Origin of the sequence: Methanoculleus sp. 10 (assembly GCF_913757945.1) — an archaeon.
Lineage (GTDB): Archaea > Halobacteriota > Methanomicrobia > Methanomicrobiales > Methanoculleaceae > Methanoculleus.
In genome coordinates this window covers 60,003-81,311 of the sequence record NZ_CAJYDP010000003.1, presented here as the reverse complement: position 1 = coordinate 81,311, position 21,309 = coordinate 60,003, and the positions used below count along the sequence as shown (strand labels likewise).

Below are 21,309 nucleotides of genomic sequence, written 5' to 3'. Positions count from 1 at the left end.
CCGTGGCATGGCAACCGCCCGGGAAGGACTGCGGGGCCTGCGGCGCCCCGACCTGCGAGGCGTTCCTTGCTCTGGTCCGGCGGGGGGAGAAGGACCTCCCCGACTGCGTCTTCTACCGCACCGGGACCGCCCCCTCCCGGTTCGAGGGCGAGGCCCGCTACACCGGACGGGACGTCCTCGGTGTGGAGTACGACTTCATCATCGAGCCCCTGCCGGGCGAGGTCTCGGCCCGGAAGATCATCCTCCCCTTCCGCCCGGACCTCGTGGAGAAGTGGGGGATCACGGCCGGGGACATCGTCGTCGGGAGGCCGGCCGGTGCGGGCTGCCCGGTCCAGCACGTCCTCTCGGTCCTCCATGCAAGCCCGGTGAGCGGTCTCCTCACCTGTCTGGTCGTCGGGCCGGAGGCCTCCCGGGGCGGAGGGTTTAAGGACATCGAGGCATACCACATCGTCGGTTTCGAGGGGATTGCCCGGACGGTGCGGCGTGAACCTACCTTCGGGATGCGGCAGCGGTTCCTGCCCGGCTACTGCATGATGAACCTCGGACATACGGGTGTCGTGAACATGGTCCTTGCACAGTCCTCGGGTCTCCATGTGCGGGTGGAGGATATCAGGTTGTTATGAAGACGATGAGAGAGATCGATGAGAAGATCCGGAACGGTTCCGCGGTCGTCTACACCGCCGCGGAGTTCAAGCACCTCATCCGCGAGGGTGCGGAGCTATCGGCCGCGGACGTGGACGTGGTCACCACCGGGACCACGGGGGTGATGTCGGGGACCGCGGCGATCCTCTCGGTGCCGGTCGCGGAGCCGGGGACGTTCGAGCGGGCGGAGCGTGTCTGGGCAAATGGGGTCCCCTGCATGCCCGGCCCCTGCCCGAACGAGCGGCTTGGGCTCGTCGACCTGATCGTCTCGGGGACCGCCCACGCCGGGGCGGGGTACGGGGGCGGCCACCTCTTCCGCGATATCGTCGAGGGCCGCGGGATCGAGGTGGTCGTGGAGGCCGCCGACCGGTCGGTCGAGGCGGAGGTGACCATCGGCGACTTCTCCTACGCCCGGCTCTTCACCACCCGGAGCGCTTATAAGAACTATACCGCCTACCTGAACCTCCAGCCGACCCGGGTAAAGACGATCTTCTCCATCGGGGGACTCCAGGGGCCCTGCCGGGAGGTCTCGGTCAGCGGGTGCGGCGAGATCAACCCCCTCCAGAACGACCCGCTCGGGCTCGCGGTCGGTGCCGGGACGCCGGTCCTCCTGAACGGTTCGGTCGGTATGGTGACCGGCGAGGGGACCCGGAGCACCCCCGAGCGGCCGAACCTCACGGTCATCGCCGACATGGCCGGGATGCAGCCCCGCTACATGGGCGGGTTCAAAACCTCCGCCGGCCCGGAGTGCATCACGAGCCTCGGTGTCGCGATCCCCGTCCTCGACGACCGGCAGGTCGCGGGGCTCCGCGTCCTCGACGAGGAGATCCCCCTCCCGGTCGCCGACATCAACACCCGGGCTGTCCTCGGGGAGGCGACCTATGCCGACGTCTGGCAGCAGCCCGACCGTGAGGTGACCTACCACCCCGAGTGGTGCGAGGAGTGTTCGACCTGTGTTGCGGCCACCGTCTGCCCCACGGGTGCGTTCTCCCGCGAGACCGGTATCGACCGCGACCGCTGCCTCGCCTGCACCGCCTGTCTTGCCGCCTGCCCAAACGACGCCCTCGAGGCCGGCGAGGGCTCGCTCCGGGTCAGGGGACGGCGGGTCCCGATCACGCTGCGCCAGTCGGGCAGGACGCTTGCGGAAGACCTCTGCCGGGACTTACAAGAGATGGTCCTTGACAGCCGGTTCACCTTCACCGGGGGCGGGGTCCGATGAGGGAGAAGTACCTCCTCCGGTGTCCGGGGTGCGGCCGGTCCTTCCCCGACCATTACACCCTCGACTGCCCGTCGGGGTGCGACACCCTCCTCCGGACGGTCTACAGGGAGCGCCGCCTCACTCTCCGGAGTCTTCCCGGGGTCTTCCGCTACAAGGAGTGGCTCCCGGTCGAGGGCCACCTCAGGGTCGATGCCGGCCCGGTCTCCTACGAGAGCGAGCGTCTCGCCCGGGAACTCGGGCTCTCGAACCTCATCATCACCTTCTCCGGCTACTGGCCCGAGCGGGGTGCGGGGATGGAGACCTGCTCGTTCAAGGAGCTCGAAGCCCAGCCGACGGCCCTGCGCCTCAGGGAGAAGGGGGCCGGGGGGGTCATCCAGGTCTCATCAGCGGGGAACACCGGTCGGGCGTTCTGCCAGGTCTCGGGGCTGACCGGGACCCCGGTCGTGGTGGTGGTCCCGACGGCCGCTGCCGGCCGGCTCTGGACGACCGTCCCGGCAGAGAACGTCTGCCTCATCACGGTGGACGGGGACTACTCAGATTCTATAGCCTTCGGGCGGGAGGTCTGCTCTCTTCCGGGGATCGTCCCCGAGGGCGGGGCGAAGAACGTCGCCCGCCGTGACGGGATGGGGACGGTGGTGCTCGACGGGGCGCTTGCCGCCGGCAGGCTCCCTGACTACTACTTCCAGGCGGTCGGGAGCGGGACCGGGGGGATCGCCGCCTGGGAAGCCGCGGAGCGGCTCGTCGCCGACGGCCGGTTCGGTTCCCGCCTCACGGAACTCCATCTCTCCCAGAACCTCCCCTTCGTCCCGATGGTCCGCGCCTGGGAGGCGGGGAGGAGGACGATCGTGGCCGAGGATATGCCCGACGCTGAAGCCTCGATCGCCCGTGTCTACGCCGATGTCCTCACGAACCGCCACCCGCCCTGGGGGATCCGGGGCGGGGTCCGGGACGCACTTCTGGCCTCGGGCGGGAGGATGTACGCGGTCGGAAACGAGGATGCCCGGAGCGCCGGGAGGCTCTTTGCCGAGACCGAGGAGATCGACCTCGATCCGGCAGCCGCGGTCGCGGTCGCGTCGCTCGCCCGGGCGGTGGAGGAGGACCTCATCGACCCGAAGAAGCACATACTCCTGAACGTGACCGGCGGGGGGTATCAGCGTGCAGCAGAAGACCTCGATCGCTACCCGGTCGAGCCCTTCCTCAACGTCCGGGCCGATGAGGCCTTCGCGGGGGATGTCCGGGGTGCCGTCCTTGATTGGATCTCGGAGCAGGGGGCGGCTATCCGTGCGTGAGGGATGTGTTCTTGACCGGCTCGCCGCCCTCGGGGTCGATACCGTGGCGAGTCTCCCCTGCGACCGGACGCAGGACCTCTGCGCCCTTATCCCGGAGCGGTTCCGTGCGGTGAACCTCACCCGGGAGGAGGACGGCGTCGGGATATCGGCCGGGCTTGCGATGGCCGGCGGGCGGCCGGTGCTCCATATGCAGAGTTCGGGGCTCGGGAACTCCTTGAACGCGATCATGTCCCTTACGGTGACTTTCGGCCTCCCTCTCCCCGTCCTCGCGAGCTGGCGGGGGGTCTATCGGGAGGCGATCCCGGCCCAGGTGCCGTTCAACCGGGCGATCCCGGATGTGCTTACCGCGCTCGGGATTTCGTATACGATCATCCGCGATCCTGAGGACGAAGAACTGATCGATACGGTCATCCGGGACGCTTACGACTCGATGCGGCCGCACGTGGGGCTGATCCTCCCCTCGTTCTGGGAGGGAGCACCGGAGGCCTGCCGGCCGGGACAGCCGTTTCCGCCCCGGGCCCGGGACTCGATGCTCGAGTACCGGCGGGCGTTCCGCGAGCCGGTGATGACCCGGAACGACGCGATTCGGGTGATTGCGGCCGCCCTCGATGGTGAGGCGGTCGTCGCAAACATCGGCGTCCCCTCAAAGGAGCTCTATGCGGCAAACGACCGGGACCTGAACTTCTACATGCTCGGGAGTTACACCCAGGCGACCCCGATCGGGCTTGGGCTTGCCCTTGAGACTGATAAGGATGTCGTCGTCCTCGACGGCGACGGGAGCCTGCTTGGAACCGCCGTCCTCCCGGTCGTGGCGGCACAGGCGCCGGAGAACCTCACGATCGTCTGCCTGGACAACGGGGCCTTCGGGAGCACGGGAAATCAGTTGACGAACGCCTACGGTCAGGTGGACATAGAGCTCCTCGCCCGTGCCGCGGGGCTCAAAAAGGCGTGCAAGGTGCAGGACGAGCGGGAGTTGAAAGATGCCTGGGATGACCGGGGGCGGGGGCCGACCTTCATCCATGTCGTTTTGAAGCCCGGGAACGCGGCGGTTCCGAATATTCCGCTCGCCCCGGAGGAGATCCGGGAACGGTTTATGCGGGCGCTCCGGGGATGAGGGACCTGAGACGGTCCTCCCGATGTCCAATCTTTTGGACGGTCCCCGGCATCAGGGTTCCGGTCGTCGGGATGATCCTCGCCTCCATCATCCGGCGCGGCTCACGTTTCCAGCCCGTTGTGACCTTTTTCAAGTAAAATTTTCACCAGAAGAGCCTAATGCCCAGATGATTGTGAGAGGAATCGTTTATAGGAGAACGTATGACCTCTCGTGCGCGGTAATAGCATTTGTGCCGGATTCCACAGCGTAATCGTCACACCGGGGGAGTATCTCGCCTGCGTGCGCTCCCGTGGGCTGCACCGGCAGGTTAACATAGTTATTGTTCAAAATTATGAACGTATGTTCGATGGTACGAACATCCTCTCCGGGGCCTCGTTCACGCTCCTCCGCTTCCTGGGCCGGCACTATCACGACGGCTACTATGTACGCGAGCTTGCCCGGCTGCTCGGGATCGGGGTGGGCTCGGCCAGCGAGACGCTTGCCCGCCTGGCAGGGGCCGGCCTGGTGCACCGTGAAGAGCGTGGGCGCCTTGTGGTCTATCGGGCAGCGATGGAGAGCCCGCTCCTCCGTGAAGTGAAGATCTGTGCCACACTCGTCGAGATCAACCCATTGATCCTTCGCCTGCGAAGCAGCGGCGTAACGAGGGCAATTCTCTTCGGGAGCACGGCGACCGGCGACGATACCCACGAGAGCGACATCGATCTCGTCATCGAGACGAATGATGCAAGGGCTGCAGCGGAGAGCGTCGCCGTGGTCGAGGCCGGGCTCGACCGCGAGATCTCGCCGCTCATCCTCACACCCGGGGAGTTCCGGTCCCTTAAAACCACCGATCCGGCTCTCTATGAGCGGATTCTTGCGGGAAAAGTCCTGATCGAGGAAGAACCATGAAGTATCGGTTCGAGCAGTGCCTTGAGCGGGGAAAGATTGTCCGTATCCCGGTCGACCCCGGACTGGTCGCAAAGGAGCTCCGGGAAGCGGAGCAGGATCTGGGTGCAGCAGAGCATTCTCTCGCGGAGGGGAATGTGAAGTGGGCAATCATCCAGGGCTATTACGCGCAGTTCCATGCCCTTCGTGCCCTTATCTTCTCCGGAGGTTACCGTGAAAAGAGCCATTCTTGCCTCCGGTATGCCGTCGAGGCCCTCTATGTCGATGAAGGTCATCTCCCGGCATCTGTTCTTGAAGACTTCAACTTCGCCATGCGCACGCGAGAAGGCGCGGATTACGGCTGTGTTTACTCGGAAGCCGATGCACGCGACGTGGTGGCATCGGCGAGCGTGGTGGTGGACCAGATCGGGCGATTACTCGATTGAAAATGTGTGAAGGAGTTACATAGAAGACGTTGATGCGTGGTTTCCGAAGACAGCACAGCTCTCTTTGATGACGGGGATGACCCGGCTGAGTACCCCGGCGGTGAACGGTTCCTCCTCCGCAGAACAAATTCTCCGGTCCGGCAGACCTCTGCAAGGATGCGGTAGTCCCACGCGTGGCTGCTCCACTGAGGGGAAACAGCCACGTTCTGTCTCTGGTAATGGGGCAGATGACCTGTTTTTTTCCAGGATATTCAAGGGTTGTCCGGGCCTATCCACGGCTGATGGGAAGATACCTGGAGACCGCTCGGTCGTAGCCCCGGGTGGAGGAGGAGAGAACCCTGAGGTGTTCCTCCCGAATGTCCGATCTTTTGGGCATATGTCCGGGATTTTGGACGATGCCCGGCATCAGGGTTTCGATCGGTGAGCAGGTGCCGGGATGATCCTCGCCTCCATCATCCGGCGCGGCTCACGTTTCCAGCCCATTACAGTCATTCTCGGGGTGAATTTCCACCTGCCGGGCTTGATGTGTAGATGATTGTGAGAGAGATCGTTTATAGGAGAACGTTGACGTCTCCATCGTGGATTCCGGTGCAAACCGGTTCACATCTTCGGAGGAGTCATTTATGGAAGAGATCAGATCTTACCAACCCGTACTCTATCAACTTTTGAGAGCCCTGTCGGTGCCGGTCACCGTCCTGGCGTTTTTTCCCCTGATGGTGATCGTTTTTCTGGTACCGATCGCGATTGTGCCGGACCCGCGAGTTTTAATCGGGGTTGGTTATGCCGCGGCGTTAACCCTATCGTTTGTCTATTTCGGCCTGAAACTGCGAAAGATGGGTGAGTGATAGGGGCATGAACCATCTTGTGAAAGAGAGTATCTGGACTACACTTATTGTGAAAACAAGATTCTTTCCTGGTTTCGTCTGAGTCTCAGGTTTTTTCAGCGATTTAAATGGTTTCGATGGAACCCTTGATTGAAATTCCGATGGGTTTCAGGACCCGCCTATCATTCTGTCCACATGGTGCAGGCGAAAAGGTTCTGACCGGTCCAACCCTCGTGAGGGTCCTTTGTCCTGGTCAAACCTTCCGGTTTCCTCTCTTTATCGTTATCGGCGCACTCCTGAGCCGCACTGTCCATCATTGGCAGTGGCAAATGCGCTGCATCGCTCCGAGTGCTTGCCCATCTCCATCGCATCCCTGAACTCACTTGCCGATCGAAGACTGGTATCTCTACCACAAGAAGAGGCTTTTTCCTATGTGTTCCGCGCCCGAGGAGTGGTGTACCTTCGCATTTTCATAAACATCTCCCGGACGTGTAAAGAAATCGGACAGAATTTATAAATAAACTCATACCCATGTCATTGTGTGGGCACCTTGATGATGCGTCCGCAAAAGTTCGTGGGGCCCCTCCATCCACGGTTGACGCCCCGGATGATAGAGCCCCGCAAGCCCGGAGGCTATTTGGATGTATGCTCTTTCGGTACTTGAAAGTATGCCACTCCTGCCTCCGGGAAAAGGAACTGGAGGAAAAACGCATGAACGGAAAAATTGGAATGAGGGCGCTTTCCGTGCTCCTGGCAGTTATGCTGGTGGGCGTGATGATGGCGATGGCAATGGCAATGCCGATAGTACCTGCGGCGAGTACAGAAGAACAAACTAGAACTAATCCTTTGCTTCAAAATCAGGAGACTGAAAAGAACATCTATACCATGTTGGGGATAGAGCAACCTTCCAGAGACGAGGGTCCTCAATGGCAGAGATATAACGAAGCGAGAGGCCGGGTGGATGACCTGATCCGCGGATCAGAATCGAGAGAAAGCATCAGAGAAATCATTGGATATCTGGAGGGACAAAGAGAAAGAGTCGTCCTCTACTATGGAATGGATGGGAATATTTATGGTTTACTCGATAGCCAGGGTAAGGTATCCAAGAGCAGGGTGGACCCGGTAGTCATCGGTTCAAAGACAGAATATTTCGAAGACAGTTGCAAAGATTGCTCGGTAGGTAATCAGAGTAGCAATTATTCCGTCAGCTATGAATTGAGTCGAATCGATCTCTCGGCTCTGGGGTCAGAAGAGTTCGGCGCGAGATCAATTTATGAAGCCCAAGTTACAAGAACGGACAGCTGGATATATCTATCCATAACCCAGGCAACTCTTTACACTAAAGGGACATTCACTTATGACTATGGCAACAGAATTCTAGGCATATCGGACAATACTTATACGTCTCAGGGGATTAACTTTGATCGTTGTGAATTCGGACATTCAGTACGGGAAACCGGGTATACGGGATACGTTGAATCTAATGTTATCTGGGCATATCTTACGTTGAGTCCACCCAAACACTCTGTTGATGCTTGGATCAGTTGTGATATCTATGGTTCAACTGATGGAAGTTCTAGTACCTCGGACTGGGTGTCTATAGGAGTCGGATGTCAATCAGTTCCATAACTTTCAGAGGTGGTGTCATGTCGGTAAGATCCCCATTAAAAACTGTCTTAACCAGTCTCCGGCAATTTTTTCAGCAACTAAACAAAAAACCACTGGGAGGTGATCTTCAACTCTTTTTTGTGACAATTATGACTATGTCAATCTTATTCACGTTAGCATCTTTCTTTACGGGGTTGTATCCTGGAAACGAATCCGGACCTGACGGATTGTACTTGATTGGGATCCTAGTATTGGGCATCTTCATCAACCTGATACAGGGTCTGATAGTCGGAGTCGTCGCACTCCTCGGAGTCAGCCTCGTTGAACATTTCTTCCTGCTTTTTGTCAATGTACGCCATGGATTTGAAAAAACGATGAAATCGGTGATCTATGCCCTGTTTCCCTGCATCCTGTTTTTTTGGGCGGTTGTGATCGTAGAGGTCCCATTGGCAGGCCTGTTGCTTCTCTTTGTTTTTGGTTTGATAACCTATTTGAGTGTACAGATATTTCATGAGATGTCAAAGGATCGGGCCATATTTGTCTCTCTTGCAACCAGTATCGTTCTCGCGATTCTTTTCTATAGATGGATCTTTGGTTCTGGATTGTTATTGTGATCTTTCTTTTCGATAGAGTTCTGGAGCGAGGTGTTTAAATCATAAAAGAACGGTAGGGGACATGTTTTATGATGCTGACAGCAGGATTAACTTTCTGATAGATAGGTTATGGTTGGTCCGGGCGCATGGTCTTGATGTTTATTGGGGTTTTTCATGAATGATCTTATCTCGCGGATCGATGACGTCCAGAACCATCTTGGGGATGAGGTACCTTGAAAAATGGATACAGAAGAAAGAGCACTCGCATTGGAGCAATAGCAGCATGTATCTTCCTCTTGGCTGGAATGATTTCCTATGCGGGCGCAGCTCCTATCCCTATAGAGTATTATTACCTGGACGGCTGCACCGCCTGTGATCAGGTTAAACCTTTGATCGCAGAGGTTGAGAGCGATCTCGGCGATTCCATCTCTCTCGAATACGTCGATGTGGGTACAACTGAGGGTTTGGACTGGTGGCAGCAGCATGGATTTCACGAGATCCCAGCCGTGGTCGTGAACAGCACCATCAAGATCCCCGGAGGTGAGATAACCGAAGAGAATGTCAGGGCGGCGATCGAACAGTCTCGTGCTGGCGCTGAGCCGCAGGAGAATCCGCCACCGATCAACTGGAATATTCCACTTGCTTATTCTCTGGGCCTTTTCTCTGGTTTCTCGCCCTGCTTGATGGCGGTGCTGGGCTTTATTCTGGCGTATGTCACGGGATCGGGCGGAGGCCTCCGGAGTGGTCTCCTGAACTCACTGATCTTCGGCCTGGGACTGGTTTTCGCATATATCGTCATGGGGTGTTGCGTCCTGCTGGCGGGGCTCTCGTTCGGCGGGCTCGGCCCGTACCTCGCCGTCGCGGCGGGATTGATCACGATCTTCACCGGCGTGAGCTTGCTTGGGGTGGTAAAGCTCCCGGATGCCACAAACGGGTTTCTTCAGTCCTCTCTGCGGAAGTATTCGACCACGCTGGCCGGGTTATTCTTCCTGGGCATGCTGTTCTCGATCGTCAAGGCGCCGTGCGCCGCCCCGATGATTCTCATCCTGCTGAGCAGAATCCTGATCGACGGCACGGTGCAGGATCTCTTGCTTCTCTTGGTCTTCGGGGCCGGGGTGCTCACACCGTTTCTCGGCGTTGGGATCCTTGGGGGCTACGGTTCGTCGAGCAGGATCCGGGAATATCGGGATCTCATCCGGGGCATCAGCGGAATCATCCTGATCGGGTTCGGAGCCTGGCTGCTCCTCTGAATGTAGAGAGGGTGTGGGACGAATGAGGAAACGTGTGATTTCGGCTGATTGGGCTACCTCATCGTGGGAGTGGGTATTTGCCTTAAAGGGGAGTTGAACGGAGTATCCACTCAGAATTTACTTTGACTGGAAGGCAATGTGGGAATGTTTTACGGCAGGGGGCCCTGTGGTTGCCTCCTGTGGTCTTGTCGGTCTTGTTCTTGTGATACTCTTTATATTCTGCCTCGCTGGCCTGGTTCTGCTAGTCATCCGGCGCTTGTACCACCCGTTTGTACCGCCGTTAGCGGATCATTCGCTCAGTGCTCGGTTACCCCCCGTGTGTAGAGAAGATGTAGGTCAAACGGGGATATACGTGGTCCCGGTTGGTCCGGCAACTCCCTCGCCGACGCAGGTATTCACCTCGAAGAGATAAGATCGACCGTGGTATCCATCCAGAGTTTCTTTGTGTGGGGGGATGTAAGAATGCCTCGCAGCTGGACATTCGATGCTTGTCTGATTGCTTCCGGCCCCGTTCTCCGGGATTTAGCAGATATCTCCCGATTTCTATTGGACAAACGGATGTCCTCCCTCTCTTGCCGGAAGTTGACAGGCTGCCTGTATATAAAACGTGTAAAGAAATAGGACAGAATATTTATGGAAAGCTCTTTCGAAGTCTTATCGGTGGATTTTGATGAAATTCAACCGTCTTATCGGACTCCTGGTCGTCTTCGTTATCGTCATACCGATAGTTTCGGCCAGCAGCGTCGGAAGTGGGAATAGTGAGGCCGTGTTGGACCTCCCGCAGGCAGACGGGTCTACAACTCGTGCAGCATATACGATCACATCGGGAGAAACGCATTATCATGGATATTATGTGTCGCCTGGTACGTCCTCGCTATCTATCGATCTGAACTGGTTTACAGATGCTTATTCCCTGAAATTAGGTGTTATCAGGCCAGATGGGAGCCTATACGGTTATTTCCACGACGATGATGGCGATGATAACCTGAAGGGGCGGATCTATCTTACGATAAACAACCCTACACCCGGGTCCTGGACATTTACTGTTTATGGTGAGGACGTTACTGGAACTTGGCCATATGATTTTAGCGTGGGCTAAAGAAAAGGAAACATTTTTATTTTCACTGGGCATATGAAACGCTATGGCGTCATGGTCGTTGACTGCCAGGATTGCTCTGTTTGCCTTCTGTCTCCTGCTGTTACCATCTGTTGGGTGCGCGATCTCTGTCCAGCCGACATCCGGAATACATCCGGAGCGGATTTTTTTAGATCCGACTCCATTATACATCTGGAACGTTCCCCTGAACACCGTTATCCTCGGTCTTCTAGCCATAACCTTTCCGATCGCGCTTTTCATTCTGATACAAATCCTGTTCTCGCTGTCTGCGTGGCTTCAGCTTGGCCATAAAAGAGTCACATGTCGGAATATCCTGGACAACGAAAATCGAAATGCAGTATGTACGTGTATCTGGAAGAATCCGGGAACTAGCATGCGGAACCTGTCTCAAATGCTGGGGATGAATATCGGGACCCTCCGGTATCATGTGGGGATACTGTGCCGGATGGGAAGGGTCACTGCCGAGCAGAATAGTGGGGGAATGAGGTACTACGTTGGTGTGGGCACCTGTTCCGATCTGGAGAAGATATTGGCCGGATACCTTAACGAGCATCCGAAGATCCGAATAATAAATCTTGTTCTGCAGCACCCGGGAATTGCGAGGAAGGATATCGCATCCCGGCTCATCATATCGGGTCCGAACGTCACCTGGCACATGAGATCGTTGATCCGGGAAGGTATCGTCAAAAGCGAGAGGGACGGGCGGAATGTGCGATACTACCTCTGCCCGGATGTGAAGGAGCATATAATGGCACAAAAGTCGTGACATCTCGCGAGCGCCGGGAGAGAAGTTTCAGGTACCGGGATCTGATGCCGACCTGAGACTCTGATTTCATCCTCCGGCATTTTTTTCCGGATCGTCCTGCGAACCCTATATGACATCCGCAATCAGGCAATATCTCCACGTCACGCATAGACAACAGTCTCGGCCAGGGCAATATCCTGTTCGGTGAAGAGGATGAGACGATCCGGTACACCCCCCACGGTCGAACTCCCTTCCGGCTGCGGAACCTCCGGGACGATCTCAATCGTGTACCAGCAGGCACCATCCGGGAACGCCGCCTCCTTCAGGGGACGGAGCAAGCCTTCCGAGAGGACATAAAGGTCGCCGTGGGTTTCGTTGTATTCCCTCTCAATCTCGTGTTTTAGTGTCTGAAGCGTTATATTGCATTCTCCCCGGGTGAGGTCGGCAAAATCGATCAGGGTCGCTTCGCGGAGGACGGCGAGGGGGTGCGCTCCCTCTAGGGGGAACTCGAGTATCTGGTCTTTGTAGAGGACGTTGCCACCTGGATAAACATATACCTTATAAAAATGCCGCTCTCCGTTCACGTCCCCGGTGTAGTACGCCTGGGTGCACTGCACCACCCCGTCCTTATCGACGAACTGGTTCAGCTGAACGAGTATGGCCGACTCGTTCGCGAAACCCTGCTCACATACAAGGGCATCCCAGAGGTGCACGAGATCGGGCTGACGCTCCCAGGGGGCCAGGTCGATCCTCATCCCTCCCGTGACGATCTCGGGCATGTCAGGCGTGTAGAAGTAGTGCACGAGGACGAGGCAGATGAGGATTACCCAGACGATGAGCGGAATTTTTTTCATTCTTGGGCTCCCGGACCGGCAGGTGCAGTCCCAACAGTGATAGTACCGTCGTCACTGCTGATAGGACTTACGTAACTGTTTTCGGGTTGATTTAGTCACAAAAATCCTCTTTCGTGGGGAATCGAGAAGATCCGCACGGGTGTGACCATCAGGGTGCCGCACGGCACGCCGTTTCCGGTCACAACTCCCGGACGCGTAAAGAAACGTGACAGAAGACATATATCTCGAAACGTCCAGGTCGTTGTATACATGGAGCGCAAATATCTCGTCGCGTTGCTGGTCATCGGCATCGCGGCCGGCCTGTATGCGGCGATAACCTATCAATGGGTCGTGATGGTCGTCATCGTCGCACTCGTGGCGCTGATCCTGGTTGCGAGCGATATCACGGGGCGGAACAGCGGGGTATAACCGGCGGCGTGGTAGGGATACCCTTCCGCCCGGCTCCCGCCTTCGGCTTGCGGGCGTTGCTCAGAACCGGTAAGGGATGCCTGATGTGTAGATACGCGCCGCAGAAAAGCTCACCGTTGAACGTTGTTCTCTCACCCGTAGATATCGGCATCCGGGAATGCACGGTTCATCCCCGAGTTCGATGCCCAAAGCGAGGTCTGCATGAAGGCTGACTTTATTTTCAAGGCGTTTGCTGCCATGTTCAGCTTGATCATCGTCCTGTCCCTCCTTTCCGCGTTTACCGAATCTGTTCTGCCGGGTAACTTCTACACGATCGAGATCACCGGCCTTCCCGATCCTGCCGCGAACGGCACCGCCACGGTCATGGTCCCGGTTCCGGTGAACACAACGGGTGAACCGGTGATCCCGGAAGAGGTGTTCTCCGGCGCCCAGGTTACCGGGTGGCAGGCAGAGATCCGGGGGACACCCTACGGGAAGATGCTCGCATTCACGGCGACGGAAGGGTACGCGCCCGATATTTCAATATCGTTTGAGGTGCTGCAGACGGAAGACGAGCTGCGGCGATTGCCCCTGTACCAGCGGCCCATCAACCAGACTGCATGGGAGATGAAGAGAGAGCCGCGGCTGCTCGCACCTGTGCTTGCGACACCCGATAATGTGAGTGTCACCGAGTTCATCCAAGTCTCAGGCGGTGCCTACACCACGGCCGTATTCCTCAGCGGTTTCGTCCCATCGCCTGAGGACGCAACCCCGATCACGTTCAGCTTCGAGTACCGGGGGGTGGGAGGCACGGAACGCTTGATGAGAGAGAATACCTGGCTGACAACGGTGAATACGGCCGTTATGGGTACAAAGTCCGGTTTTATTCCGATTCAAGCTGATTATCAGGTTATTGCAGGGGGTCTTGCGTTCCTGTAGGGGTTGATTCCATCACCTGGGGAGATCCGGCGATACTACTCCCGTGTTCGCGACGACCAGCTCCGGTTGAGAGTTGATCTTGCAGGTACAGCCTGCGCAGGGAGAGGGGGAACCGGGACAACCTTTCCCGCCGGCGCCTTACCTGGCCCGGGCAACCTTTGTCGGGTAGGCCAGTTTGTAGTCGACCTCCCGCTCGTCGATATATGCTCTCTGGTTGACATAGCCCTTGATATAGGGCCTGACCCTGGCATCGAACCTGATCGCATCCCCTTCCTGCAGATCACCGAGACTCTCGAATCCCTTCGTATAGTTGAACCAGAGATGATCGGTGATCGGGTTGCCGGCGCTGTCCCGGATATCGGTGAGCAGCACCGTCACGCCATAGGTAACCCACTCATCCCCGACCCTCTTTGGTCGGTAGCGATCTTTCTTCCCGAATCGCACAAACATTCCGATGAATGTCTTTCGCTCCCCCTCGATCCGTCTCAGCTTTGGTCTCATAATCCTGCTGCTCCCAATAAACTCCCTTTTGCCGGCGACGATTGCGCGCCTGTACCCGCTTATATGGTCGATTGGAGTGGTTTACCATAACGTTTGCGCAAGCGCCTTGAAAATATATCCAGTTTGCGAAAACCTCCATGGTTGCGACTCCCCTCTTTTGGAACCCGCAGGATGAGATGCCCGGCGCCCTACAGCAGCACCGTCGCGATGAGCGGAATCGTAACGAGCGAACCGATCGTCGAGACGAAGACGATCTGCGATGCGAGTCGTGAGTCGGCACCGTACTGCTCCGCGAAGATGACGGTGTTTGCAGCGGCGGGCATCGCGGCCATCGTGATCATGATCCCGTTGATGAACGGGTCGGGAACGATCGGGGCGAGGATATAGCAGTAAGCCGCCGGGATGGCGAGGAGGAGGATGGCGCTCGCGGCCCAGATCCGCCAGTTCCCGACCATCTCCCGGGCCGGGAAGGTTGCAAGCATCGCCCCGACGACGATCATCGCAAGCGGCGTCGTCACGTTGCCGAGCAGATCGATCGAGTCGATGAAGGGGCCCGGGATCTCGATCGATCCGAGGAAGAGGGCGAGCCCGATGATGGAAGCCGCGATTCCGGGATTTATGAGCAATCTCGGATTAAACCCCTCCCCCCTCCCCTCGGTGAGCATAGCGATACCGACCGAGAAGACGAGGACGTTGAAGACGAGGTTGAAGATCGCGACGTAAAAGAGCGATTCCTCTCCAAAAAGCGCCAGAGAGACCGGAAACCCCATGAACCCGACGTTCCCGAAGACGATCGCGAACTGAAGGACCCCTTCCTCAGCGGCCGGGACCCGCATGGCCTTCGAGACCGCCCAGGCGATGGCGAACGATATGGCAAAGAGCGCTCCGGCCGCGAGGACCAGGGTCTCGGCGCCGGCGAGGCGTGCGGGGGTAAAGGGCACCTGCATGGAGGCGATGATCAGCGCCGGGATGGTGATGTTGATGAGGAGCCCGGAGAGCCCCCGGGTGGCCCGGGGGTCCAGGATCTTTGTGGAGACGGCGACGTAGCCGGCGGCGATCAGCAGCACCAGAATGAAGATCTGGTCGGCGACGACCAGAAAGTCCGTAACCATACCTGTCATGAATGGAGGCGCTCCCTCGTGACCCATCAAGGTGGGTTCTGATGACTCTTTACGGTTCTGTCGTGGGGGAGGTTTTTCTGTCGGTAGGGATCTATCTTGCCGTATGCCGGAAAAACCGTTCTACCTCGCCGTCTCGGCGCTCATCCGGGACGGCGCAGGGAGGGTCCTCCTCCTGAAGCGTGCCGCCGACGACCCTATCAACCCGGAGAAGTGGGATCTCCCCGGGGGGACGCTCGATCCCGGGGAAACCTTCGACCGCGCCCTCCGGCGGGAGGCCCGGGAAGAGACCGGGATGCGGGTCACCCTCCGGCACGTCGCGGGCGCCGGGGAACTCGACCTCCCGACGAAGAGGATCGCCTACCTGATCATGGCCTGCGATGCCGACAGGACCGAGGTCAGCCTCAGCCCGGAGCACGAGGACTACGTCTGGGTCGAGCCGGAGGTGGCGGCGGCGATGGACCTTGCGGAGCAGTTCCGGGGGTTGTTTGGTGGCGGGTAGTCACTCTCCGACAGAGGATCCGCGCCACAAGGCAAGGCACCAGAGCACGAGCGTCACACCGAGGAGCGCCTCGCCCGCGTAGAGGAGAAGGGGCTCCCGGACGATGCTTCCCCCCTGGACGGCGAAACCGCGGAGGTATGAGGTCACGCAGAGCACCCCGACCGTCATGGCAGCGAGAGACGTGCTGAGGAGGAAGATGATCCGGTGGTCCTTTCCGGGATGAAGGAGCCGCCTGGCTCTCTTCGTCAGGGTGTACTCCCGCCATTTCCGGGTGCTCTCGTGGGCCACGAGATCTGCATCGGTGAGGACGGTGAGGTGCTGATGGACGGTCGACCTGGCAAGGCCGAACCCGTCGGCGAGTTCGCTCACCGTCATGGGCCGGGAATCAAGTGTTTTGAGGATGGCGACCCGGGCGTCGGAGGCGAGAGCGACGATGTCGTCCCGGTCGAGCGTGACGTCTTCCATAGTCTGACCTGAAACAATCAGGTACTCTTCCGTCGGGGGTGAAAAGCGTTCCGAAACGGTCTTGGGGTAGAGCCCATCCCGTCATGCCTCATCCATATATGATGGGCTCGTAACGTCCTCATACTTCCCGAGCAACTTCTTCGGTTGCCGCGGGCTCCTCACCGCCGCCTTCCTGACACCGGTCGTGGGTTCTTCCCGGATGAAACGAGGCTTCGGACCGGTCGGATGGATAAGATTCGTTCTGAAATTATCCTGCAGTCATCGTCGGTAGCGTGACGGGTGGGAGTGCGTTCGTGCCCTGCACGATAAACACTGCAGATCCCCCGGGAAGGCGGGCCCTGTTGTAGTCGGGGTCCAGGGTAGAGCCGGGTTCGATCTCCTCTTTCCAGGAGGTGTTGGAGCCCAGTACGGTGACGGTCACCCGCCGAAAGTCGAAGTCGACCGGCGTGCCGTTCGGAGTCGTGATGGTGTACGGGGCGGCAAGACCGATCGTCAGGGAGAGGATCTCCTCCGGCCCGGGTCTTGGGAGATCCGCCGTCACCCGCACTTCGCACCATTCGCCGGCGGCAAGATCGCCGATGGGCACCGTGATCGGGGTGCTGGAGGAGACGAGTTCCCCATACGGCGATCCTGTAACGGGATTCGGTCTTTCGACTACGGTCGTCAGGGTGAGGTTGGCGCCGGCACAGTCTTCCCTTGCACGATTCTCGATCAGAAAGTCGATACTGATCGTATCGCCCTTGATCGCGATATCGGGGGTATACCGGGTCCCTTTCGGGCTCGATGGGTCGACACCGTTGAAGTCCCCGAGATCGAGTGTCCGGCTCCGGACGGTGTCATTCTGCAGCAGCCAGGAATCGTTCTTTCCGTCATACACAATAACCGGGCTCATCTCGCCGGAGCCGCTGCGATACTCAAGCCCCGGGGCGCTCACCACTATCCAGTCCACCATCTTGACCGGTTCCTGCACGTGCTGCTGTCCCGCCGGGAATGCGGCAAGTATGGCAAGGTTCGCCGCGGCAAGAACGAGAACGGCGCCAAGGCCAACCCATATCCACGTCTTCGAGTGCATTGTATCACGTTAGGAAAAGAGGTGATTTAGAGGTATGGACTCACCATCAGCACTTCTCCTGTCTGTGCGTCGATGACGATGAGCCCTCCCTGGAGGACGTTGTCCTCCGGCTCGCCTCTCATCGTCACCACCCACGTCAGTGTCTGTACCCCCGGTTGGGTGTACTCGACGGTGAGGTTGGCCGTTGCATCGGTCACCCGGATTCCCGGGAACTGCCCGGCCGCGACCTTCAGCGCCTCGTCCCGGGAGAGTTTCGGCTCAAGTGGACATGTGATCTCCCGCTGGATCCCGATGTACGAGATGACCTCACCGGTGCTCGGGTTCAAGTTCACGACGACCGTGTTCGGCGTGAGGACACCGTCGATCTCTTCTCTCCAGATATACGAATACTCGCTGCCTGCATCGCCGTGAGAGACCAGGTTCGGCTCGATAAGCCGCATGCGCTTCTCCACAAAACCGCCGTACTTCTCTTCGGCGTAGGCCCTTGCCGTTGCTTCGGCTGCGGCCCGATCCAGCCGGATATCGCGGGAATCCTCCCGTGCGGAGTTGAACGTGGCACGTTCGATCACCCCGGTCCGGGCGTTGACGTAAACCTGTCCGTCTCCGGTGCCAAAGACGTAGTACTCTCCCTGATTCAGGCGCTCGGTCTTCTGGTACTGGACGGTTGCATCGGGTGCGTTGAGAAAGTCCTGTGCGTTTTCCTTCGCAGTATCCACCCCAATCAGGGTTCCAGCGCCGGCAACTGACGTGATCGAGACCGCAATGATAATGCATACGATTGCAGTAATAGGTATCCATTTCATGATTGAATCACTCCATTAATAGACTCCGTAGCGAGCGGGAGTGAGATAACTGTTGTAATTGCCGGAGATCTCGTAGGTGTCCACTCCCCAGTAGCCGATCGGCCACTGCCAGTAACAGTCGTCCTTTGCGTTGCTTGTGGCGCTTGCAACAGTCTCCCCGTTTCTCACCCGGTCCCAGAAGTTCTCGGACCAGCACTTTCCATTTTCGATCTCGACTTCGCCGTCGAACCCTATGCAGATGTCCGCATTTTTGTTTGTGACAGTCTCCCAAACGAGATCGCCGTTATAGGGGTTGTAATGCGACGAATAGCAGGCAAGATAGACCGCGAGCAGGACATCCCTGATATCGGTCCCGTAATCCCGGATGTAGTATGGGTCGGTTCCTGGATAGCGTCCATCGATGTCGGTCCCGGCAAGGATCCAGGATTCCGAGGAGAACTTTATTCCACCGCCTTTATGCGAGTCGTCGTAGTAGAGGCCGTGGCCATTGAAGAAGAATATAGCATCCGACCTGAACGTACTGTAGGCCGTCGATGCGTGTGCATTCATGGACGACGAGCTGGAGTAGCCCATCGCAGCCTGATCCACCTGTGCGTCGTAGGCTGTTGGCGTCGTATCAGAACAGTCATAGTTGTGCGCAGGTGGTGCGGCGCTGACGGCAGCAGGCAGAGCCGCGAGCAGGAAGAGTGCTGCCAGCATGAATAACCATTGTTTCATAAGTATCCCTCAAGGTGCGCCCGGGCGTTCTCGCACCCGGAACTAAACCCGAATTCGAGGGGAAATCTTATAAAACCCGATGTCGTCATTCGGTTCTGACCGAATAAACCTTAAACTTTGCGATCCGGTCCCGGATGGTGAGGGCGATCCGATCCCGTGGCGGTGGTGCTGCCGTCGACGTGCAGCACGGCTCACGGAAAGCCTGGTTTTGCACGTATAGTCCCTTACGAAGCGGACTCGTCCGGAATACACCCGCTGGGTAGGTAGCCAATCTGTGGATGGTCATCCTATAGAAACATTTTTGTATTGTTCGGAAAAATCCGACGGATTGCTGCGGGTTTTATATGTTCTAATGACCTAAAAGCGTACCGGGTGCCGCGTGCGGTGCCCGAGTGTGCGCGGGGGTCCCTCCATCCACGGTTGACGCCCAGATGATAGAGCCCCGCATGCCCGGAGGCAAAGGGAATGTACGCATTCCGTGTACTTAAAATGTGTGCCTCTTCTGCCTCCTGGAAGGAATCGAGGAGAACAATCATGAATGAACTACGCAGGATTGGAAGAATATCCATCCTCTTGGGAGTGCTGCTTTGTGTAGCACTTATATCGACAGCGAGCGCAGGGGAGGTTACTCTTGAGCGTTCATTTCTGCAAGATGAGGCGGCGCTTGATCATTACACGCACCTATCCCCCGATGAGCAAACGATAGTGCTCAAAGCGTTAGAGGAGACATACTCAGAGAGCAAATTTGAGGAGACCACCGCAGAACTGAAGAAGATCTGGGATGGAACCTCAGCGCTGGAAGAGACAGAAAAGCGGGAACTACTGGCATCGGTAATCGCCAGTGTGTTTACCTACTATTGTCCGGACACTTCTCGTCAGATAAGCCCCATGTGGGGTGGTGCAATTGGTGAGAATCCTGACGGGGTTCACAATGCCCTTGCTGGGATTGCCGGGCAAAAGAGGGGCTGGGGATATTCACAGACAAAAATATTGGATGCAAACTCGAGAGACCCAGATACCTGGGGTCTTGAGCAGATGGTCGAGCACTATCTGGACGGTGCCCCATTCTTCAGCAACGCCCCGGATAAATGCAGTTATTACGCAAATGAAGCGAGGACCCAGATGAGGTCGAACCCCTATAGTGAGTCTGCCTGGCGGTGCCTATCCTGGTCGATGCATTATATGAGCGATCTGTCCATGCCGTGGCATACTCAGGGTGTAGCCGATCCGGCACAGCTGGCGACGCATACCCTTTATGAGGGATACGTGCAGGAAAAGTTCACCGATCCTGAGTATGGGTTTAAAGCGGCTCTTGTGTCGGCCCCTAATACCTGGGTCGTAATATCTGACCCCGCTTCGAGTGCGCGATCTCTAGCATCCTACTCTTCAGCAAGGTATTCTGGACTTCAATTGAAGATTGTGACTATTCCTTTTGGGTGGGGAGAAGATGACTGGGTCAAGTCGACAACCAAAGATCTCTTGAAAGAGGGTCTCAAGTATAACATGGGTCTCGTCGAGTACGCGACACACTAACCAAAACCTTTTTTGGTGAAATGATGAACGAGCAACGTAAGAAAATCCGGAAAGCTATACTGATCGGGCTCGCCGCGGTCTGCATCCTCGCCCTGATGATCTTCCTCATCTTCCTTGCTGTTGGGTTCGTCGAGATCATCTCACCGAATAACTCCTACGCGATCGAGATCACCGGCCTATCCAGTCTTGCCGTGAACGGCACCGCCACGGTCATGGTCCCGATCCCGGCGAATGTGGATGGTGTTCCGGCGATGTCGGAGGAGGTGCTTACTAGTCGTTATCAGGCCTTCGGATGGCAGACGGCGGTCCGGGAGACACCGTGTGGGAAGATGCTTGCGTTCACGACGACGGGCGACTACGCGCCCGGTATCTCCGTATCGTCTGGTGAGTTCGAGAAGAAAGAAGAACCCCGGCTGCTCGTGCCCGTGCTTGCGACCCCTGAAAATGTGAGCGTCGAAGAATTCAGCCGGTCATCGGGCGGGACCTACACCACGGTCGTCTTCCTCGACGGCTTCATCCCGCCGCCGGAGAACGCCACCCCGATCACGTTCAACCTCAGGTACCAGGGAGGCGGAGGCATGAAACACCTGATAAAGGAGAACGTCTGGACGACGACGGTGAATGCGACCGTGCCAGGCACAGCATCCGGGTTCATCCCGATCCCGGCCGAATATCATGTCACTCCCGGGGGGCTTTATCTTTGACGG

Annotated in this window: 24 protein-coding genes; 17 read left to right on the top strand and 7 right to left on the bottom strand. The window is 57.9% G+C overall.

The features are described 5' to 3' along the window. The first annotated feature begins 2 nt into the window (after window positions 1-2). The 12 genes from QZ408_RS03860 to QZ408_RS03805 all read left to right on the top strand — a co-directional run bounded on the left by QZ408_RS03860 (window position 3) and on the right by QZ408_RS03805 (window position 11,732). Window positions 3-623, top strand: a complete 621-nt coding sequence (locus QZ408_RS03860; protein ID WP_292489882.1) for a (Fe-S)-binding protein — start codon at window positions 3-5, stop codon at window positions 621-623. Beyond that, window positions 620-1,861, top strand: coding sequence for a methanogenesis marker 16 metalloprotein (locus QZ408_RS03855; RefSeq protein ID WP_292489881.1), 1,242 nt, complete (start codon window positions 620-622; stop codon window positions 1,859-1,861). The genes QZ408_RS03860 and QZ408_RS03855 overlap by 4 nt, the downstream gene beginning before the upstream one ends. Next, on the top strand, window positions 1,858-3,150 hold the full coding sequence (locus QZ408_RS03850; protein ID WP_292489880.1) for a cysteate synthase: 1,293 nt from the start codon (window positions 1,858-1,860) through the stop codon (window positions 3,148-3,150). The genes QZ408_RS03855 and QZ408_RS03850 overlap by 4 nt, the downstream gene beginning before the upstream one ends. After that, a complete protein-coding gene (gene comE, locus QZ408_RS03845; protein WP_292489879.1) occupies window positions 3,143-4,264 on the top strand; it encodes a sulfopyruvate decarboxylase subunit beta in 1,122 nt (373 codons plus the stop codon). Before QZ408_RS03850 ends, comE begins: the two co-directional genes overlap by 8 nt. Before the next feature lie 339 nt (window positions 4,265-4,603). After that, window positions 4,604-5,152, top strand: a complete 549-nt coding sequence (locus tag QZ408_RS03840; RefSeq protein ID WP_292489878.1) for a nucleotidyltransferase domain-containing protein — start codon at window positions 4,604-4,606, stop codon at window positions 5,150-5,152. Beyond that, window positions 5,149-5,574: a HEPN domain-containing protein gene (locus QZ408_RS03835; RefSeq protein WP_292489877.1), complete on the top strand. Its 426-nt coding sequence runs from the start codon at window positions 5,149-5,151 to the stop codon at window positions 5,572-5,574. The genes QZ408_RS03840 and QZ408_RS03835 overlap by 4 nt, the downstream gene beginning before the upstream one ends. Before the next feature lie 623 nt (window positions 5,575-6,197). Next, on the top strand, window positions 6,198-6,419 hold the full coding sequence (locus QZ408_RS03830) for a hypothetical protein (RefSeq protein WP_292489876.1): 222 nt from the start codon (window positions 6,198-6,200) through the stop codon (window positions 6,417-6,419). Window positions 6,420-7,109: 690 nt separating this feature from the next. Then, the gene (locus QZ408_RS03825; protein ID WP_292383310.1) at window positions 7,110-8,027 is read left to right on the top strand and encodes a hypothetical protein; all 918 of its coding nucleotides are present in this window, start codon (window positions 7,110-7,112) and stop codon (window positions 8,025-8,027) included. Then, window positions 8,009-8,620 (top strand): YIP1 family protein, encoded by a 612-nt coding sequence (locus tag QZ408_RS03820; protein ID WP_365995489.1) that lies wholly within the window; start codon window positions 8,009-8,011, stop codon window positions 8,618-8,620. Before QZ408_RS03825 ends, QZ408_RS03820 begins: the two co-directional genes overlap by 19 nt. Before the next feature lie 212 nt (window positions 8,621-8,832). Then, a complete protein-coding gene (locus QZ408_RS03815; RefSeq protein WP_292489874.1) occupies window positions 8,833-9,849 on the top strand; it encodes a cytochrome c biogenesis protein in 1,017 nt (338 codons plus the stop codon). A 670-nt stretch (window positions 9,850-10,519) separates the two neighbouring features. Beyond that, complete coding sequence (locus tag QZ408_RS03810; protein WP_292489873.1) at window positions 10,520-10,948, top strand: hypothetical protein; 429 nt, start codon at window positions 10,520-10,522, stop codon at window positions 10,946-10,948. A 43-nt stretch (window positions 10,949-10,991) separates the two neighbouring features. Then, window positions 10,992-11,732 (top strand): winged helix-turn-helix transcriptional regulator, encoded by a 741-nt coding sequence (locus QZ408_RS03805; protein ID WP_292489872.1) that lies wholly within the window; start codon window positions 10,992-10,994, stop codon window positions 11,730-11,732. Window positions 11,733-11,872: 140 nt separating this feature from the next. On the opposite strand, the gene QZ408_RS03800 is transcribed toward QZ408_RS03805, so the two are convergent. After that, window positions 11,873-12,565: a hypothetical protein gene (locus tag QZ408_RS03800; RefSeq protein WP_292489871.1), complete on the bottom strand. Its 693-nt coding sequence runs from the start codon at window positions 12,563-12,565 to the stop codon at window positions 11,873-11,875. 249 nt (window positions 12,566-12,814) lie between these two features. Here QZ408_RS03800 and QZ408_RS03795 point away from each other — a divergent pair, with 249 nt between their 5' ends. After that, window positions 12,815-12,973: a hypothetical protein gene (locus tag QZ408_RS03795; protein ID WP_292489870.1), complete on the top strand. Its 159-nt coding sequence runs from the start codon at window positions 12,815-12,817 to the stop codon at window positions 12,971-12,973. Between the two features lie 201 nt (window positions 12,974-13,174). Next, window positions 13,175-13,891 carry a hypothetical protein gene (locus QZ408_RS03790; protein WP_292489869.1) on the top strand — a complete coding sequence of 239 codons (717 nt, stop codon included), beginning with the start codon at window positions 13,175-13,177 and terminating at the stop codon, window positions 13,889-13,891. Between the two features lie 138 nt (window positions 13,892-14,029). Here QZ408_RS03790 and QZ408_RS03785 read toward each other — a convergent pair whose 3' ends face one another. Together QZ408_RS03785 and QZ408_RS03780 are read right to left on the bottom strand one after the other, a co-directional pair. Continuing rightward, on the bottom strand, window positions 14,030-14,392 hold the full coding sequence (locus QZ408_RS03785; RefSeq protein WP_292489868.1) for a hypothetical protein: 363 nt from the start codon (window positions 14,390-14,392) through the stop codon (window positions 14,030-14,032). 188 nt (window positions 14,393-14,580) lie between these two features. Continuing rightward, window positions 14,581-15,513, bottom strand: coding sequence for an AEC family transporter (locus tag QZ408_RS03780; RefSeq protein WP_292489867.1), 933 nt, complete (start codon window positions 15,511-15,513; stop codon window positions 14,581-14,583). A 103-nt stretch (window positions 15,514-15,616) separates the two neighbouring features. Between QZ408_RS03780 and QZ408_RS03775 the strand changes: the two genes are divergently transcribed. Further along, window positions 15,617-16,012: an NUDIX domain-containing protein gene (locus QZ408_RS03775; protein WP_292489866.1), complete on the top strand. Its 396-nt coding sequence runs from the start codon at window positions 15,617-15,619 to the stop codon at window positions 16,010-16,012. Here QZ408_RS03775 and QZ408_RS03770 read toward each other — a convergent pair whose 3' ends face one another. The 4 genes from QZ408_RS03770 to QZ408_RS03755 all read right to left on the bottom strand — a co-directional run bounded on the left by QZ408_RS03770 (window position 16,013) and on the right by QZ408_RS03755 (window position 19,069). Continuing rightward, the gene (locus QZ408_RS03770; protein WP_292489865.1) at window positions 16,013-16,477 is read right to left on the bottom strand and encodes a winged helix-turn-helix domain-containing protein; all 465 of its coding nucleotides are present in this window, start codon (window positions 16,475-16,477) and stop codon (window positions 16,013-16,015) included. It lies immediately after the preceding gene. A gap of 247 nt (window positions 16,478-16,724) precedes the next feature. Then, window positions 16,725-17,549, bottom strand: coding sequence for a hypothetical protein (locus tag QZ408_RS03765; RefSeq protein WP_292489864.1), 825 nt, complete (start codon window positions 17,547-17,549; stop codon window positions 16,725-16,727). Between the two features lie 26 nt (window positions 17,550-17,575). Continuing rightward, the gene (locus QZ408_RS03760; protein ID WP_292489863.1) at window positions 17,576-18,265 is read right to left on the bottom strand and encodes a PepSY domain-containing protein; all 690 of its coding nucleotides are present in this window, start codon (window positions 18,263-18,265) and stop codon (window positions 17,576-17,578) included. A gap of 102 nt (window positions 18,266-18,367) precedes the next feature. Further along, a complete protein-coding gene (locus QZ408_RS03755; protein ID WP_292489862.1) occupies window positions 18,368-19,069 on the bottom strand; it encodes a hypothetical protein in 702 nt (233 codons plus the stop codon). 534 nt (window positions 19,070-19,603) lie between these two features. On the opposite strand from QZ408_RS03755, the gene QZ408_RS03750 reads away from it, so the two are divergent. Both QZ408_RS03750 and QZ408_RS03745 read left to right on the top strand, forming a co-directional pair. Further along, entirely contained in the window at window positions 19,604-20,602 is a 999-nt protein-coding gene (locus QZ408_RS03750) for a hypothetical protein (RefSeq protein ID WP_292489861.1), read from the top strand. Window positions 20,603-20,622: 20 nt separating this feature from the next. Then, entirely contained in the window at window positions 20,623-21,306 is a 684-nt protein-coding gene (locus tag QZ408_RS03745) for a hypothetical protein (protein ID WP_292489860.1), read from the top strand. Window positions 21,307-21,309 lie beyond the last annotated feature (3 nt).